We start from the raw sequence: 17,285 nt of genomic DNA, 5'->3' as shown, positions 1-17,285 counted from the left end.
ATGCAGTGCAGGTGAGGACAGGTTCCGCGTCTGTGCAGCACGCGGAGGAGACTTGATCAGAAGCCTGCGCAGGAGGTGAGCAGAGGACGCAGCGCGCGGATCGAGGTCTCCACATCGGAGGTGATGCCGTCGACCTCTGCCAGGTAGGCGTCGGCGGTGGCGGTTGCCCCGACGACTGTGAGCCACTCGGCGACGCGTCCGGCGATTGCGCGAACGGTGGCGGTCTCGACCCAGATCAGGGCTGACGGCACCAGCATGGCCGGGCTGCTGATGAGGGCGGCGAAGCCCTCGGCGGCGTCCTGCAGGGCTGCGAGGGCTTCGCGGGCGGCGTCCTTGTTCGGCGGACCGAGCTGTTCGGCGAGGTCCCAGGCTGTCTGGCTGGCTCGCCGCAGGGTGGGGGTACTTCGCCAGATCAGGCTGCGGTCGAAGCGGTACTTCCACAGGTAGCCGTCCTGCGTGAGCCAAGGCCGGTAGCGCCGAACAGCTTCACGGCGAGCGGCCAATGCGGCGTCAGCAGGAGTCATGACGTTGGCGCAGCGCGAAAGCGCGTGTGCGAGGCTGATCTGGAACTGTTCGTCTGCGGTTTCGTGCTGCAGGTACTCGGCCAGGGCGGCGGCCGCCGCTGCGTTGGCGTGTGAAACCTGGCCCGTTGCGGCGTACAACTCGGCGAGCTGGACCTGCGCTGTGGCGATCCACAGCGCGGCCGGTCTCCCGGCGGCCCCGCCGTGCTCGCGGTAGAGCTCGATGCCTTCTTTCGCGTCCTCGACTCCCTGGTCGTAGAGCTCAGGTGACGCTAGAGCCGAGATCATCTCGGCTCGGTCGCGGAGCGCGTCGGCCAGGACGTCCAGGTATTTGGGCAAGTCAGGTCCGCCTCGGCGGACCAGCTTCCGCAGCGCAGCGATGGCCAGGCCGATGGCGGTCAGCGCATCGTGGTGATAGCCGTCGAGATGGGCGCGCGCGGCTTGTTCGCCGTAATAGTTCGAAGTCCGGATCAGCTCCTCGCGGCGGCGCTCCGATCTTGCACTCATACTGGGCGAATCTACCTGCCAGCGTCGACACGGATGTCCTCCACCAGACGGCCGCAGCGCTGAACATGTTGGTGAGCAAGGATTCCAGGTCGCGAGGCACAGATTTCGGATGCGGTCGTCACGACGCGCGGACCGTCCTGCGGAACGCACCTGACCGCGCGAAGCTCGAAACGATTCGACGTTCGCGCCAGGAGCTCGCGCGAGTGGGGGCGGGGCTGCCGGAGCTGGAAGAGCGCCGCCAGGACGCTGCCCGGCTCCGCGAGAATGCTGCGGCCGAGGTGGTGACGGCGACCGCCGCGGTCACGTCCGCGCGGACGGCGCGCGACGAGGCCGGCCGGCAGAGCGGACAGCGATGTGCGCCGCTGAAGCACGTGCGGATCACGCCTTGCTCACGGGGTGTGGCCGCCGGAGAACCTCGCCGATCTCGCCGGAGCCGGCGACCACGCCGCGCGGCTGTCGGCCGCCGCGGCCGAACGCCTGGCGGCGGCCGAGAAAACCGAGGAATCCGCTCGTGCTGTCCTGACGGCGTTCCCAGCAGCGGGTGTGCTCGGCGAAGGACTGCGCGAGGCACAATGGAACTCCTGGGACATTCTGGGAACATTTGACGTCGGGGACTCAATGAGGTCCTATGGGGTCTGACCAGGCAAAACATGCCGATGGGGCCGCCTTTGGACGATGTCCCGAAAACGGCCCCATCGTGACCCGTCAGGTCTGGTGGGACCACCACTTCTGGCGGTCTCGCCGAGCGTGGAGATCGGGTCGTAGTAGGGGTAGCGGCGGTCCAACGCCTCCGGGTCCTCGAGCTCGATCCCGGTGCGGTAGTTCTTCGTCCAGTACGAAGCGCCCAGCTCACGGTCGTACTCAGCGAGCTGGTGCACCCATCGCTTGCCCACGTACGGCACGTCGCACACGATCCGCGGCGTCGCATACCCCGGCAGGTAGCCCATGATCGCGTGCTGCAGCTCCTGCGCCTCCCGCACGGACACCCTCCAGTGCTCCGCGTTGGGGATCATGTCGCACATGTGTCTCGCGAGTGGGTGCGCGAGGCATGGCTCTTGGACTGGACAAGGTCGATGGAGCTGGTCGTCGGCTGTGGGAGCACGATCCGGGAGCAACAGGGAACAGAACCATGCGTTGAACGTGCCAGTACGGCCCTCAACGAATTCGAACGGAGCCGCACTGACCTGCAAAGAGTTGCATTTCCGCAGGTCAGTGCGGCGATGATGCCATAGGAATCCACTCCGTCTTCACCGTCACGGCGTCGAGCGCGTCCGGCAGCGGCGTCACGCCGAGCCCCGGTCCGGTCGGCACCACCAGATGGCCGTCGTCCAGCACGAACGGCTCGGTGACGTCCATCGCGTAGTAGCGGTCCGACGCCGAGGTGTCGCCGGGCAGCGTGCAGCCGGGCAACGCCGCCAGCGCCACGTTCGCGGCACGGCCGATGCCCGTCTCCAGCATCCCGCCGCACCACGCCGCGATCCCGTGCGCCGCGCAGACGTCGTGGATCCGCCGCGCCTCCAGGTAGCCGCCGACCCGGCCGGGCTTGATGTTCACGACCTGGCAGGCGCCCAGCTTGATCGCGTCGGCGGCCGACGACGCCGAGGTGATCGACTCGTCCAGGCAGATCGGCGTGCGCACCACCTTCGCCAGCTCGGCGTGTGCGAGCAGTTCCTCCTCGGGCAGCGGCTGCTCGATCAGCAGCAGGTCGAACGGGTCGAGCTTCGCCAGGTGCCGCGCGTCGGCGAGGGTGTACGCGGTGTTCGCGTCGACCTGGAGCAGCACGTCGCCGAACCGTTCGCGGACGGCGCGCACGGGTTCGAGGTCCCAGCCCGGTTCGATCTTGAGCTTGATCCGGACGTAGCCCTCGTCGACGTACCCGCCGACCGCGTCGAGCAGTTCGGGGATCGAGTTCATGATCCCCACCGACACCCCGCACGGCACGCGGTCGCGCACGGCGCCCAGCTCACGGCCGAACGACACGCCACGCGCGCGCAGTTCGGCGTCGAGCACGGCCATCTCCAACGCGCCCTTGGCCATCCGGTGTCCGTGGAACCTGGCCAGCCGGGGAGCCACGGACACCCCGTCGACCGGTCCTGTCAGCGCCGGGACCAGGAACCGTCGGAGCACGTCCGCGCAGCCTTCGAGGTACTCCGACGAGTACACCGGGTCGGCCATCGCGACGCACTCGCCCCAGCCCTCGCCCTCGTCCGTGACGGCACGCAGCAGCAGCAACTGCCGCACGGTCTGTGTGCCGAACGACGTTCGGAACGGGGACTTCAGCGGCATCTCGACCCAGCGGAGCTCCACCCCGGTCAGCTTCACGACTTGTTCCTCTCGACGACGTACCACCCGGACCTGTCGAACCCGGTCACGCGGCCACCCGCCGCGAGCAGCCCGCCGAGCACCTCGCGCACGGCGTGACGCCACTCGGTCGCCGCGGCCGGGTTCGTGGCCCGCAGCGTCTCGACGTCGGACGGCACCGCGACCAGAACTGTGTCGCCCGCGCACGTTCCCCGCACCGGCAGCCCGTCGTCGGAGATCCCCAGCGCCACCACGCCCGTCGTGCTGACGACCTGCGGCTGAGCGGCGATGAGGTCCCAGGTGACGAGGAGCCGGTCGCTCGCACCGCCGCTGTTGATGTCGTCGCACATCTGCCCGTACAGGTCGGGCAGGTACTCGGTGGCGGTCGCGCCGAGCTTGGCGAGGTTGAAGTGGGCGTTGCGGCGCACCAGCGGGTCGAACGTCCAGGTGATCGCCTTGATCCCGCGCGCCAGTGCCCACTCCCGCTGGTCGAGCTTCAGCGCGTGGCCGATGTTGCGCCCGCGCATGCCCGGTGCGACTCCTGCGATGTGGCTGTGCAACGTGCTCTGCGACGGTGGCGCGCAGAACCCCGCGCACGCACCGACGAGGTCTTCGCCTTCGAACGCGCCGGCCACGTAGTTGCCGGACTTGAGCAGCGCCCGCATCAGCTCCGCGGTGACCGGGGGTGTGGACGAGCGCCAGATCGACTCGTACAACCGTTGCGCGGCAAGGAGTTCCTTGTGCTCGGTGAGCTGCCTGACGGTCATGTCAGCTCCCTCACGAGCGCCGCGAGCAGCGTGGTCCGCGGCACGAGCTCCGACACGAGCACGTGCTCGCTCTCGGCGTGCGCCCCACCGCCGACCGCGCCGAGCCCGTCGAGCGTCGGAACTCCCACGCCCGCGGTGAAGTTGCCGTCGGAGGCACCGCCGACCGCGGCCTGGGTGAGCTCGAAGTCCGCCAGCCGGGAGGCGAGCTCGAACAACGCGGCGGACGCCGACAGCTCCATCGGTGCGCGGTTGGGCCCTCCCGTCACCTCCACCTTGGCGCCGTCGAGCACGGGTTCCAGCGCCCGCATCGCCTCGTCCACGCGTTGCTGCTCGGCGAGGTTCCGCACCCGCACGTCCACGGTGAACTTCCCTTGTGCGGGAACGGTGTTCATCGTCGTGCCGGCGGAAAGAACAGTCGGCACAACGGTGGTGCCGGCGCCGGGATCGGCCAACCGCGACACCGCGAGGACCTGGTGCGCCGCCTCGATCGTCGCGTTCACACCACGTTCGGGCTCGAGCCCGGCGTGCGCGGCGCGGCCGTGCAGCGTCACCTCGTACAGGGACGTGCCCTTGCGCTCGGTCTTCAGAGCGCCACCGTCCGCAGAGGCTTCGGTGACGAGCACAGCCGTGTGTTCCAGGGCCTCGGCCTCGATCAGACCGCGCGACGACGGCGACCCGATCTCCTCGTCGCCGGTGATGAGAATCGTGACACCGTCGGGGGAGTCGAGCGCCGCGACGGCGTGGAAGATCATCACGACGCCGGCCTTCATGTCGAAACAGCCGGGTCCGCGCAGCACGCCGTCCCGCACCTCGAACGGGATCCGCTCCAGGGTGCCGATCGGCCACACCGTGTCGTGGTGGCCGAGCAGCAACACCTTGCGCGGCCCGGAACCCAGGCGCCACCGCAGGTGCGTGCGTCCGTCGAGCACGATCCGTTCCGGCGACGAGCCCAGCAGTGCGGTGCCCACCTCGGCGGTGACCTCCGCGCTGCGGGCGACCGCGGCGAGGTCGGTGGACGGCGACTCGCAGTTCACGAGTCGCTCGATGTCGTTGAGCAGGTTCATCTTCAGGACACCTTCGGCGTAGCGCGGACACCCATGTGCACGTACTGCTCACCGGTGGGCAGGGCGTAGAACACCAGCGACGACCAGCTCTCGTCGTCCGGCCACCGGTACACGAACGTCGAGTCGTCGATCGGCACGAGATCGATCACGGGTGGTTTGGGGAACATGCCGACCATCGTTCCGGTGTGCGTCACGTCCAACTGCAGCCCGCGTTCGCCCTCGGTGATGTCGAACCTCATGGAGGCCCGCTCGTACCGGCCGACGTACCTGGAGATGTCCACATCGGGTGGTTCGGTCGCCGGCACTCGTGGCAGGGGCATGTCGATCCCCGCCAGTTCGGCGAAGATCTCCCGGTACAGCTCCAGGTACACGTCCCGCACGCTGTCGCCGTTGGTCAGCAACGTGACCGCGAGGTCCTGGTCCGGCAGCACGCGCAGGATCGCGGACTGCCCTATGGTGTTGCCGTCGTGGCCGATGAGCCGGTGCCCGTCCCAGTCGAACCGGATCCAGCCGATGCCCCACGAGTCGCCCAGGCTGTTCGGGTCGGGCACGTCGGTCTGCTTCTCGGTCATCGCTGCCGCGGACGCCTCCGACAGCACCCGCGTGCCGTCCTCGGCCAGTCCGCCGCTGAGGTGCATCCGCGCGAACTTCAGCACGTCCGCGGTGCTCGCGAAGATCGTTCCGGCAGGGCCGACCGACCGCGGCAGCATCCACACCGACATCGGTTCGGCCTTCCCGTCCTTGGTGACGTGGCCGACCGCGGCGCGGTGCAGCAGCGCCTCCTCCGGCAACGTGCCCGCGCGGGTGAGCCCGAGCGGGACGAAGAGCCGTTCGCGCATCGCCACGTCCCACGTCTTGCCGGTGATCTTCTCGATGACCCGGCCGGCGAGGACGAAACCGGAGTTGCTGTAGGAGAAGGTGGCGCCGAGCGGGTGGTTCTGGGCGGCGTCGGCGAGCAGTTCGGTGTAACGCTCCAGGCAGTCGTCACCGCGGCCGGTGTCGGTGAAGATGTCGCCGTCGATGCCGCTGGTGTGGGTGAGGAGGTGCCGCATGGTCACCTTCTGCTCGGTCACCGGGTCGGAGAGCGTCAGCTCGGGCAGCACGTCGACGATCGGCGCGTCGAGGTCGAGCAGTCCCTCGTCGACGAGCTGCATCACGACCGTCGTCGTCCACACCTTGCCCATCGAGCCGATCTGGAAGATCGTGTCGTCGGTGACCTCGACGCCGGTCGACAGGTTCAGCACCCCGTGGTGCGCGTGGACGGTCTCGCCCTTGTACAGGATGCCGAGCGCGGCGCCGGGCAGGCCGTGCTTGGTCGCGAGGGCGGAAAGCCTGCGCTGCCAGTGCTTCGCGTCGAGCGGCTTGCGCTGTTCGGCGTGCTCGCGCACCCAGTCGACCACGCGGCGGTTGAAGTCCACGCGGTGCGACGGCTTGCCGCTGAGGATGAACAGGTGCGACTCCTCGGGGTAGAGCACCAGCCTGGCCGGTACCCCGTTCTCGCGCAGCGCGGTGAACCACTGCTCGGCCTGGCCCGCCGGGCACCTGTCGTCCGCGGCGCCCTGGTAGATCAACGTGGGCGTGCGGACGTCGCCGACGAGCGTCAACGCCGAGAGCTCTGCGATGTGGTCACCCCCGCCGCCCAGCTCCAGCTCGGTCAGGTAGTGCCCGCCGTCGGACGTGCCCGCCATGCTGGTCAGGTCGCTGACCACACCACCGGCGACGGCGGCGGCGAACCTGGAGTCGCGGCTGGTCAGGTAACACGTCATGAAGCCGCCGTAGCTGTAGCCGGTGACCGCGAGCTTCTCCGGATCCGCCAACCCTTCTGCTACGAGCTGGTCGATCGGTTCCAGGAAGTCCTTGGCGTCGGCCTTGCCCCACGCGCCGAGGGCAGCCTTGTAGAAGTCCTCGCCGTAGCCGTCGCTGCCGCGCGGGTTGAGCAGCAGCACCGCCCAGCCCTGCTCCGCCAGCACCTGGTGGTAGAGGTGGACCGGGTCGGCCGTGCCGTTCCACGCGTTGTGCGGGCCACCGTGGATGTCGAGCAGCAACGGCAACGGGCCGGTGCGCTCCGGATCGCGGACGAGCCAGCCGTGCACGACCGTGCCGTCCGAGACGGTGAACTCGCGTTCCTCGCGGACGAACGGGTTCGGCGCGTTGTGTCCGGTGTGGACGATCGCGTCACCGTTGGCCAGGTCCACGGTGGCGATCTCGCCGTACGAGGCAGGGGAGGACAGGACGATCGCCGCGACCCCGCCGGTCACCGAAAGCCCTGCGACCACACGGGAATCGCCACCCAGCACGAGTCGCGGTTGGCCGCCTTCGAGGTCCACGGCGTAGAGCTGCGTACAGCCCCGGTCGCGGGCGCAGAAGAACACGGTGTTGCCACTGAGGGCGGGGAGTCCGCCCGGATAGCCCGACATGCCGGGCATGACGTTGCGGTCGAGCGCCGCGGACAGGGTGCGGACCTCGCCGTCCAGCGACAGGTGCAGCAGGCTGAGGTGCCCGGCACCCACGGTGGTCCGTCCGATGACGAGCAGATCGTCCCCGGCCCAGGTGACGGTCGCGGCCTGTCCTTCGGCGAGCCCGACGAGCTTCGGTTCCGCACGCCCGGCCACCTCGACGACGTGCACCGGCTCCCGGAACGTGAGGTCGGCGTCCTGGTCGCGCGCTCCGGTGAACGCGAGCCGCGTGCCGTCCGGGGACCACGCGGGAGAACCGGCGTGCCAGTCGCCGTCGGTGACCTGCCGGACCTCGCGGCTCTCCAGGTCGACCACGTGCAGGTGGGCGCGGATGCTGCGGAGGTACCCGGAGCCGTCGGCCTTGTGGACCAGCCGGTCCGCGACGACCGGTGCCTTGGCGTCCGCGATGTCGACGGGCGCGGTGAAGGCGAGCTTCTGGCCGTCCGCGCTCCACACCGGCGCACCCGCGCCGAGCGGCAACGTGGTCAGCTGCTCGGGTTCGCCCCCCGCGGCGGGCAGCAGCCAGACCTGCGGCGGTCCGTCCTGCGCGCGGAGGAACGCGATCCTGCAGCCGTCCGGTGACCACGCCGGTGCCAGATCGGCCTTGCCCCTGGTGAGCTGCTTCGTCTCGCCTCCGGACACCCGCCACAGCGCGCGCTCGTCGCGGTCGTTCTCCCGGTCGGTGGTGCGCAGGACGTAGACGATCACGCTGCCGTCCGGCGAGATCGCGGGCTGTTCGGGCAGCGCGTGGCCGTACAGGTCCTCGATGCTGGTCACGATGCGGGTCCCCTCAGCTCGGTTCGGAACAGGTCGAGCACGTTCTGACCCAGGACGCGCGCGATGTCGTCCTCCGGCCAGCCCCTCTTCTGCAGCGCCTCGGTCACCAGCGGCAGCCCCGCCGGCCCCTCCAACCCTGGCAGGAAACGGTCGGTCGGGACGCCCTCGATCAACTGCGCCTCGCAGCACGGCGGGGTGACGTCCTCCATGACCTCCTTGACGAAGTCCGGGCCGAGGCCGACGTGCTCCACGCCCATGACGCCCGCGATGTGCTCGATGTGGTCGATCAACCGGTCGATGGTGAAGTCGCTCTCGTGCAGGAACGGCGCGAAGAAGTTCACGCACACAACGCCACCGTTGTCCGCGATGCCTTTCAACTGCTCGTCGGTCAGATTGCGGTGGTGGTCGCGCAACGCCCGTGCCGACGAGTGCGTCGCCATCACCGGACGGGTCGCGAGCTCCAGCACGTGCTCCACGCCCGCCACGCTGAGGTGGCTGACGTCGAAGATCATGCCGAGGCGTTCCATTTCCGCGTGTGCGGCGACCCCTGCCCTGGTCAGTCTGCTGCCGGTGGCGTCCTCGCCGCTGCCGTCGGCCAGTGCCGTGCGGCCGAAGTGGGCGAGCGACGCGATCCGCACGCCCAGCCGGTGCAGCGTTTCGAGCAGTTCGACGTCCTCGCCGACACCGGGCGCGCTTTCGAGGGCGAGCACGAGCGCGATCCGGTCGTCGGCGAGCGCCGCGTCGATCTGGCTCCCGTCGAGGCAGAGCCGGACGGTGTCCTGGTTGCCCTCTGCGATGCGGTGGGCGGCCTCGATCATCCGGAGGGTCTGCCTGAGCGCGCCTTCCGGCCGGTACGGGTCGTCGATGAACACCGGCAGCACCTGCAGGTTCACCCCGCCCGCCTGCAACTGCGGCAGCCACCGTTCGCGGAAGTGCGGCACCCACCGCTCGACGGGCCGGTGCACGATCGCGTCGAGCAGGTCGTTGTGCGTGTCCGCCACGACGCTGCGCCCGTGCAGGTCGTCGATCATGAAGCCTCCAGCCTGGTGTGCCGCTTCGGTGCGGCCGCGAGCAGCTCGCGGGTGTACGGGTGCCGCGGGTCGGCGAGCACCTGCTCGGCCGCCCCTTCTTCGACGATCGCGCCGTTCTTCATGACCGCGATCCGGTCGCTCACGTACCGCACGACGGCGAGGTTGTGAGAGATGAACAGCATCGACAGCCCCAACTGCCGTTGCAGGTCGCGCACCAGGTTCAGCACGGCGCCCTGCACGGACACGTCGAGCGCGGACGTGATCTCGTCGGCGACGATCACCTCCGGTTTGCCGGCCAGCGCCCTGGCGAGCGCGACCCGTTGCCGCTGGCCGCCGGAGAGCTTCGACGGCAGGGCGGTGGCGCGGGCGGGATCGAGGTTCACGAGTTCGAGCAGCCGCGCGACCTCGGCGCGGCGGTCGGTGCCCCTGGGCACGGCTTCGGAGATCGAGCCGCCGATGCTCATGCGGGGGTTCAACGACGAGTAGGGGTCCTGGAAGACCATCTGGATTTGCCGCTTCGGCCTGACGCCGTCGACCAGGACCTGTCCGGAGGTGAGCGGGACGAGGCCGACGGCGGTGGCGGCGAGGGTGGACTTGCCGGAGCCGGACTCGCCGACCAGGCCGACGACCTGGCCCGACGGAACGGTGAGGGTGACGTCGTCGACTGCGGTGTGGTGGCCGTAGCGGACGGTGACGTGGTCGAAGACGAGCTCCGCGCGGCCGCGTCCTCGTCGGCGATGCGGAACTCGGGCAGGTAGGTCCGCACCGGCGCGTCGAGGTCGAGCAGGCCGTCGTCGACGAGCTGCATGGCGAGCGTCGTCGTCCAGACCTTGGTGATCGACCCGATCTGGAACAGCGAGTCGGTCGTCGTCTCCACACCGGTGTTCTTGTTGAGCACACCCGCCGCGGCCTCGACGACCTCGTCGCCGACGGTGCCGGCCGCGGTCGCGCCCGGCACCTGGTACTGCGCCGCCAGCCTCGGGAGGTTCTCCTGCAGCCAGTCGTTGATCTCGCTCAGCTTGGACATCCGCGCCTCATCCACGTCGACGTGACTCCGGTCACCGGCAACGCTAGGGTCGGCGCCCCTGCCGCCACCTCGTCGTGCCCGACGAATCTGACCTCGCCGATCTGTCCGTCCCGACGAACCCCGGTTCTGGAGGTGGAGCAGGCTCCACCCCGGTCCGGGCAGCCTGCGTGATCGTTCTGCCTGCTCACAACGAATACGTTCTTCTCAGAAGTTGTTGCTGGCCAAGGAGAAAACGTGATGAGGGCAGACGCGCTGTCGTTGCAGGCGGTGCGGAAGGTGTACGGCTCGGGTGGCGGCGCCGTCACCGCGCTGGACGAGGTGACCGTCGGCATCCGGCGGGGCACGTTCACCGCGGTGATGGGCCCGTCCGGCTCGGGCAAGAGCACGTTCCTGCACTGCGCGTCGGGCATGGACCGGCCGACTTCCGGCCGCGTGCTGCTCGGCGACACCGACCTGGGCGGGTTGAAGGAGGCCGCGCTGACCGCGGTGCGCCGCGACCGGATCGGGTTCGTCTTCCAGGCCTACAACCTGCTGCCGTCGCTGACGGTGGAGCAGAACATCACCCTGCCGCTGAGGCTGGCGGGTCGCCGCGCCGACCAGGAGTGGCTGCGGACGATCGTCGGCCGGGTGGGGCTGGAGGGGCGGCTCGACCGGCACCCGGCGGAGCTGTCGGGTGGTCAACAGCAACGGGTGGCGATCGCGCGGGCGCTGGTGGCGCGGCCGGAGGTGGTGCTGGCGGACGAACCCACCGGGGCGCTGGACTCGCGGACCGCGCACCAGGTGCTGGTGCTGCTGCGGTCCATTGTGGACGAGATGGGGCAGACGGTTCTCATGGTGACGCACGACCCGGTGGCTGCGTCTGCGGCTCACAGCGTGCTGTTCCTGGCGGACGGACGGCTGGCCGGGGAACTGGTGTCGCCGACGCCGGAGAAGGTTGCGGAGCGGATGACGCACTTGGGGGAGTGGTAGGCCGTGCTGAGCCTCGCCTGGCAGACCGTCAAAGCCCGCACCAGCGGTTTCATCGGCGCGTTCGTCGCCGTCCTGTGCGGCACCGCGCTCGTCGCGGCCTGCGGGATCCTCATGGAGTCCGGCCTGCGCGGCGGCGTGCCGACCCAGCGCTACGCCGCCGCCGACGTCGTGGTCACCGGCGACCGGATCGTCCGTCCGCCCGGCGGTGACGTGCTGGCGTTCGAGCACGCCGCCGAGCAGCCGACGATTCCCGCCGACCTGGTCGCCAAGATCGCGGCCGTGCCCGGCGTGAAGGCCGCGGTGCCCGAGCAGACGTTCCCCGCCGTCGTGGTCGGGCCCGACGGCCAGGTCCTCGCGGACAAGCCCTCCTTCGGCCACAACTGGGACTCCGCCGTGCTGGCGCCGTTCACGCTGGTGGAAGGACGTGCGCCCACGGCGGACAACGAGGTCGTCCTCGACTCGGCGCTTGCGGCTCAGGCGAAGGTCTGGGTGGGCGGCGAGGTGCGGATCACGACCCGTTCGGCACCCGTGAGGTATCGGGTCGCCGGTGTCGCGGAAGGCCGGGGAGATCGGCAGGCGGCGTTGTTCTTCAGCTCCGCCAAGGCTTCCGAGTTCGCCGGACGTCCCGGCCAGGTGAGTGCCATCGGCGTGCAGGGCAGTGGTGACCTCGCCCAGCGCCTCGAGGACGTTCTCGCGAACGACCACGTCACGGTCTCGTCGGGTGCCGACCGCAGCGCGGCCGAGTTCGACGACGTCAGCCAGACCAAGTCGCTCCTCGCGATCCTGGCCGGCTCGTTCGGCGGGTACGCGATCCTGGTCGCGATCTTCGTGGTCGCCAGCACGCTCGCGCTGACGGTGGAGCAACGCCGCCGCGAGTTCGCCCTCCTGAAGGCCGTCGGCGCGACACCGCGCCAGATCCGCAAGCTCATCAGCGTCGAGACGACGGTGGTCTCCGTCGTGGCCGGGGTGCTCGGGAGCGTGGCGGGCATCGCGGTGAGCCACGGGCTGCGCGGGGCGTTCGCGAGGATCGGTGTGGTGCCGGAGGACTTCGCACTCTCGATCAGCCCGATTCCGCTGGTCGCAGCTCTGCTGATCGGCATCGGCGCGGCACGGCTCGCGGCCTGGAGTGCGGCACGCCGTCCGTCGTCGATCAATCCGGTCGAGGCGCTGGGCGAGGCCGCCGTGCAACGCAAGGACGTCGGACGGGCCAGGTTGGTCATCGGCTGGGTCCTGCTGGCGATCGGGCTCGGCGCGACGACGCTGCCGTTGTTCCTGCGCGGCCCACTCGGTGCGGCGATGTCGGTGATGGCCGCGCTGGTGATGATCATCGGTCTGGCGCTGACCGGCCCGCGGGTGGTGGGCGCGATGGTCCGCGTCATCGCACCGAAGCTGCCGGGGTTGTCCGGCTACCTGGCGTCCGCGAACGTCGTCAAGGACTCCCGGCGGCTCGCGGCGGCGGTGACGCCGTTGATGCTGGCGATCGGGTTCGCTGTCGTGAACTACTACAGCCAGACGACGATGACCGCCGCCGTGCAGCAGGAGACCACGCGCTCGATCACCGCAGATCACGTCATCACTGGCGTGGTGGGCGTGCCCGCCGAGATCTCCCAGACCGTGCGCGACACCCCCGGTGTGACGGCGACCTCTCTGGTGCGCACCCAGGTGATCACCTCCAGCCAGACCGGTGACAGCGTCCAGGTCGAGCGCAGGGCGGCCAACGGGCTCGACGCGACGGCAGCCGGCGTGGTCGACCTCGGCATCGCGTCCGGCAGTCTGGCCGATCTCACCACGGGCACGGTGGCGTTGAGCGACGCGCACGCGAAGTGGGAGAACAAGAAGGTCGGCGACACCGTCGACTTCTGGTTCGCCGACGGCCGCCCCGCCAGCCTGCGCGTGGTCGCGACCTACCGGCACGACCTCGCGTTCGGCGACTACGTGCTGTCCTCCGCGGAAGCCCGCGCCCACACGGTGGCCGGGACAGACACCGCCGTGCTCGTGAAGTCGGCGGACGTGACCGCGCTGAACGACCTCACCGGCCGGTATCCGGGTCTTGCGGTCACCAGCGGGGTGGCGGCGCAGGAGCAGAGCGAGCAGCGGACCCAGTTCCTGCTGAACCTGGTCGCGGTGGGCGTGATCCTCGGCTACGTCGCGATCTCGGTGTCGAACACGCTGGTGATGACGACGGCGGCACGGCGCCGCGAGTTCGCCCTGCTGCGCCTGGTCGGCACGGGGCGACGGCAGGTGGTCCGGATGATGCGGGCCGAGGCGGTCCTGACGGTCGGTCTCGCGGCGGTGCTGGGTTCGGTGGTGGCCGCGGTGCCGCTGGCGTTGCTGGCGATCGGGCTCACCGGCGTCCCGCTGCCCGCCGGACCGGTCTGGGTCTACCTGGGCGTGCTCGCCGGGGCCGCGCTGCTCGCCCTCATCTCGATCGCCGTCCCCACGCGCATGTCCCTCCGCACCCGCCCCATCGACACCATCGGCCTCCGCGAGTGAACGATGAACGGCGCTTTTGTCCACCTCAGGTGGACAAAAGCGCCGTTCATCAAGTTCGGGTCAGCCGACGGGCGGCGCCATCTCGAACCAGTTGTAGCCCTCCACCAGCTGCGTGGTGGGCGCGGTCGAGCCCGGCGTGGTGATCTGCCAGCGGGTCACCCAGCGGTACGTGCCCGGCGTGAGGCTCTCGTCCATCGGGGTCTCCGGGTCGTCCTTGACCGGCGTGTACTCGTAGACGGCCTTCTTCGTCATCGTGGCGTTGAGCGTCTGGTAGTCGGACTGGGTCTTCAGGTAGTCGCCGACGCCGTGGTCACCGGCACGACCGGGGTCCATGTAGCGGACCTGCAGCGTGTTGCCGCCGAACGACCCCTCGACCGAGACCAGCGTGACGATGTGGCCGCCGCCGCGCTGGAGGCTGTTCTGGGGACCGGCCGAGTAACGGCCGTAGACCATCTGGACGGGACCGCGGGCGAGCTTCTTGGCCAGGTCACCGCCGAAGTCCGCGGCGCCGTTGGTGTCCACGCCGGCGGTCACCGCGGTCCAGCCGACGTCACGAGCCGGTTTGGTGGCGATGGTCCACGCGGTGCGCAGGTTGCTCATCCTGGTGCCGCCGTCGTACTTCGCGTCCACGCCGATCCGCCCGATCGAGTTCGTGATCACGTTGTAGTCGGCCTGGTCCTTCGGGTCGAGGTTCTTCACCTTCGTGGTGAGCCAGCCGACCGGCGCGTTCTTCTCGTGGGCCCAGTAGTGCAGCACGTTGTAGAGCGACGCGGGGCCGCAATGAGCGCCGCCGTTGTTGTCCAGACCCGCGCGGTGCTGGTCGACGTCGCTGATCCCGCACTGCTTGACCTCGAAGTCGGGTCCGGCCAGGTCGGTGACCCGCACGCACGGCGTCGGCTGCCCGATCACCGGGTCGGCGGAGGCGACGGCCGGGAGCGCGATGGTCGAGAGGGTGGCGGCGGCGATGATGGCCTTGCGGATCATGGTCCTTACCTTCCGTTCGCGGATTGCGTTGGTAGGTGAAGACTCTCGGGGCGCAGACGTGGAGGCATGAGGGATGGACCCTCAACCCCGACTGCGGAAAGTTGGGTGTATCAGGCCACCCCCCACGCGCCTCTGTCAGAGACCCGGCTGGATCGGGCTGGTGTGGTTGCCGAGGTGGATCGGCAGCGAGTGCAGCCCGTAGACGATCGAGAGCTTGCGGAACGACAGGTCACCGGGCTGCACCGCGAGCCGCATCTCCGGGAACCGCCGCACCAGCGCCGGGTAGGCGATCCGCAGCTCCATCTTGGCGAGCTCCGCGCCGATGCACCGGTGCGCGCCGTAGCCGAACGCGAGGTGCTGGCCCGCGGACCGGTCCGGGTTGATCGCGTCCGGCGACGGGTACACGCTCGGGTCGCGGTTCGCCTGCGACAGCGAGCACGCCACGATGTCGCCCGCCCGCACCTTCGTCCCGGCGATGTCGACGTCCTTGCGCGCGATGCGGAGGAACGCCACCTGCACCACGGACTGGTGGCGCAGCAGCTCGTCGACGACCCCGCCCACGGCCTCGTCGTCGTCACGCACGCGGGCGAGCAGGTCGGGGGAGCGCAGCATCGCCAGCGTGCCGAGCGAGATCATGCTGGCCGTCGTCTCGAACCCGCCCGTGAGCAGCCCGTCGGCCAGACCGGCGAGCTCGTCGTCGTCCAGCTCGTCACCGTGCTTGCGGATCAGCTCGCCGAGCAGCCCGTCGTTGGGCGCCTCGCGCTGGGCCCGCACCAGCTCGCGGAAGTACACGATCGACTGCGACACGGCGGACAACGACGCCGTGGCCGCTCCGCCCAGGTCGAACCGCGCCACGCTGCGCCGCTGGAACTCCTCACGCTGGTTCGCGGGCACACCGAGCAGCTCGCAGATCGTGAGCGCGGGCACGGGCATCGCGAAGTCCTCGACGAGGTCGACCGGGCCGTCCTTCATGGACATGAGGTCGAGCTGGTCCGCCACGATGGCCTCGATGCGCGGGATCAGCCGGGAGAGCCGCCGCATGGTGAACTCCGGCGTCAGGACCTTGCGCAGCCGCGTGTGCTCCGGCGGGTCGCTGAACCCGAGCCCGCCAGGGGCCTCGTCCGCGAACAGCCCCATCTCGCGGAAGTGCCCGAAGTCGTTGCTGAACGCCTCGGCGTCCACCAGCACCCGCTTCGACGCCTCGTAGCCGGTCACCAGCCACACGGTCACCGGCAGCGGCAGCCGCGTCACCGGTCCGTGGGCCTGCATCCGCGCGAGCTCCGGCACGGGGTTCAACCCGTTGCGGCGCAGCGGCGCCAGCACCTTGGACGGCACGAACCACGACGACCCGAGGTCGAACCCGGACTTGCTGAGGTGCGCGAGGAACCGCCGCCCCATCCATCCCGTCACGCGCGACCTCACGTCGGTCGCTGACTGCAGAACGTCCCTCATGACGCGGCTGTCCCTTCGGCGGAAAGGATGAGGTGGTCCCGATGATGACCACCGCAACGGACAATAACGACGCCGCCGCGCGCACGTCGTCATACCTGGGCCTAACGCGCCGTCATACTTTGGTCCAGACGTCGATCAAAACCCGTGCGGGCGCCGCTGTGGCATGGTCGGAGGGGTGACGACCGCCGACAAATTCGACCAGTGGTACGCCGATCGCGCCGAGTCGCCGATCGCCGACGAGCTCGTTCACCGCGTGCTCGACCTCCCGCCGGACCTGCAGTCGACCAGCGTGCTGAGCGGCGCCGGGCTCGACGAGGTGGTGCACGCCCTGGAGCTGCGGGCTGGTGAGGTGCTGCTGGACCTGGCGTGCGGCCGCGGCGGGTACGGGCTGGAGATCGCGCGACGCACCGGGTGTGGGCTCATCGGGGTGGACTTCTCTGGCGTCGCGATCTCGCAGGCCCGGCAGCGGTCGGCTCGTGCGGACTTCCGGGTGGGCACGCTGACCGCGACCGGGCTGGAGTCCTCTTCTGTGGACGCCGTGGTCGTCGTCGACGCCCTGCAGTTCGCGGATCCGAAGCCGGCGGCGCTGGAGGAGTGCTTCCGGGTTCTCCGGCCGGGCGGCCGGCTGGTGATCACCTGCTGGGAGCCTGTGGTGGTGGGCGACGAGAGTGTGTCGCCGCTGATCCGCGACCTGGACCTCGCCAGGCTGCTTCCCGAGGCCGGGTTCACCGCCGTCGAGGTCGTCTCGAAGCCGGAGTGGCGGGCCGTGGAGAAGCGGTTGTGGGACGAGGCGCTGGCCGTCGACGCGCCGGACGACCCGGCGATTCGGTCGATGCAGGACGAGGCGCGGCGTGTCCTGGGGCAGTTCGACGACCTGCGCCGGGTGTTCGCTACCGCTTCCCGCTGATACTCGGGGGCGGGGGGGGGGGGGGGGGG

Annotated in this window: 12 protein-coding genes and 3 pseudogenes; 3 read left to right on the top strand and 12 right to left on the bottom strand. The window is 70.0% G+C overall.

Annotated elements, in window-relative coordinates:
- Positions 1 to 56 precede the first annotated feature (56 nt).
- The 10 genes and pseudogenes from ACFOWZ_RS16510 to ACFOWZ_RS16465 form a co-directional block, all read right to left on the bottom strand.
- Positions 57 to 1,028, bottom strand: coding sequence for a hypothetical protein (locus ACFOWZ_RS16510; protein ID WP_382373318.1), 972 nt, complete (start codon positions 1,026 to 1,028; stop codon positions 57 to 59).
- Positions 1,029 to 1,406: 378 nt separating this feature from the next.
- Positions 1,407 to 1,601 (bottom strand): hypothetical protein, encoded by a 195-nt coding sequence (locus ACFOWZ_RS16505; protein WP_382373316.1) that lies wholly within the window; start codon positions 1,599 to 1,601, stop codon positions 1,407 to 1,409.
- A gap of 132 nt (positions 1,602 to 1,733) precedes the next feature.
- Positions 1,734 to 2,065, bottom strand: a pseudogene (locus ACFOWZ_RS16500) (lysine 2,3-aminomutase); the annotation flags it as partial.
- A 172-nt stretch (positions 2,066 to 2,237) separates the two neighbouring features.
- Complete coding sequence (menC, locus tag ACFOWZ_RS16495; RefSeq protein ID WP_382373314.1) at positions 2,238 to 3,350, bottom strand: o-succinylbenzoate synthase; 1,113 nt, start codon at positions 3,348 to 3,350, stop codon at positions 2,238 to 2,240.
- Positions 3,347 to 4,096, bottom strand: coding sequence for a GNAT family N-acetyltransferase (locus ACFOWZ_RS16490; protein WP_382373312.1), 750 nt, complete (start codon positions 4,094 to 4,096; stop codon positions 3,347 to 3,349). The genes menC and ACFOWZ_RS16490 overlap by 4 nt, the downstream gene beginning before the upstream one ends.
- Positions 4,093 to 5,160: a M20 family metallopeptidase gene (locus tag ACFOWZ_RS16485; RefSeq protein WP_382373310.1), complete on the bottom strand. Its 1,068-nt coding sequence runs from the start codon at positions 5,158 to 5,160 to the stop codon at positions 4,093 to 4,095. The genes ACFOWZ_RS16490 and ACFOWZ_RS16485 overlap by 4 nt, the downstream gene beginning before the upstream one ends.
- 2 nt (positions 5,161 to 5,162) lie before the next feature.
- On the bottom strand, positions 5,163 to 8,393 hold the full coding sequence (locus ACFOWZ_RS16480) for a serine hydrolase (RefSeq protein ID WP_382373308.1): 3,231 nt from the start codon (positions 8,391 to 8,393) through the stop codon (positions 5,163 to 5,165).
- Positions 8,390 to 9,424, bottom strand: coding sequence for a dipeptidase (locus ACFOWZ_RS16475; protein WP_382373306.1), 1,035 nt, complete (start codon positions 9,422 to 9,424; stop codon positions 8,390 to 8,392). Before ACFOWZ_RS16475 ends, ACFOWZ_RS16480 begins: the two co-directional genes overlap by 4 nt.
- An 8-nt stretch (positions 9,425 to 9,432) precedes the next feature.
- Positions 9,433 to 10,143 (bottom strand): annotated as a pseudogene (locus ACFOWZ_RS16470) (ABC transporter ATP-binding protein); the annotation flags it as partial.
- Positions 10,137 to 10,451: pseudogene (locus tag ACFOWZ_RS16465) on the bottom strand (serine hydrolase); the annotation flags it as partial. The pseudogenes ACFOWZ_RS16470 and ACFOWZ_RS16465, both read right to left, overlap by 7 nt.
- Before the next feature lie 237 nt (positions 10,452 to 10,688).
- Here ACFOWZ_RS16465 and ACFOWZ_RS16460 point away from each other — a divergent pair.
- Both ACFOWZ_RS16460 and ACFOWZ_RS16455 read left to right on the top strand, forming a co-directional pair.
- Complete coding sequence (locus tag ACFOWZ_RS16460) at positions 10,689 to 11,420, top strand: ABC transporter ATP-binding protein (protein ID WP_382373469.1); 732 nt, start codon at positions 10,689 to 10,691, stop codon at positions 11,418 to 11,420.
- Between the two features lie 3 nt (positions 11,421 to 11,423).
- Positions 11,424 to 13,913 carry an FtsX-like permease family protein gene (locus ACFOWZ_RS16455; protein WP_382373304.1) on the top strand — a complete coding sequence of 830 codons (2,490 nt, stop codon included), beginning with the start codon at positions 11,424 to 11,426 and terminating at the stop codon, positions 13,911 to 13,913.
- A gap of 60 nt (positions 13,914 to 13,973) precedes the next feature.
- Here ACFOWZ_RS16455 and ACFOWZ_RS16450 read toward each other — a convergent pair whose 3' ends face one another.
- Together ACFOWZ_RS16450 and ACFOWZ_RS16445 are read right to left on the bottom strand one after the other, a co-directional pair.
- Entirely contained in the window at positions 13,974 to 14,897 is a 924-nt protein-coding gene (locus ACFOWZ_RS16450) for a hypothetical protein (RefSeq protein WP_382373302.1), read from the bottom strand.
- Positions 14,898 to 15,032: 135 nt separating this feature from the next.
- Positions 15,033 to 16,349: a cytochrome P450 gene (locus ACFOWZ_RS16445; RefSeq protein ID WP_382373300.1), complete on the bottom strand. Its 1,317-nt coding sequence runs from the start codon at positions 16,347 to 16,349 to the stop codon at positions 15,033 to 15,035.
- 175 nt (positions 16,350 to 16,524) lie between these two features.
- Here ACFOWZ_RS16445 and ACFOWZ_RS16440 point away from each other — a divergent pair, with 175 nt between their 5' ends.
- Positions 16,525 to 17,256 (top strand): class I SAM-dependent methyltransferase, encoded by a 732-nt coding sequence (locus tag ACFOWZ_RS16440; protein WP_382373298.1) that lies wholly within the window; start codon positions 16,525 to 16,527, stop codon positions 17,254 to 17,256.
- Positions 17,257 to 17,285: the final 29 nt, after the last annotated feature.

The organism is Lentzea rhizosphaerae (assembly GCF_042649515.1).
GTDB classification, from domain to species: domain Bacteria; phylum Actinomycetota; class Actinomycetes; order Mycobacteriales; family Pseudonocardiaceae; genus Lentzea; species Lentzea aerocolonigenes.
The sequence above is the reverse complement of the archived record's forward strand: the minus strand, read 5'-3'. Positions and strand labels throughout refer to the sequence as shown.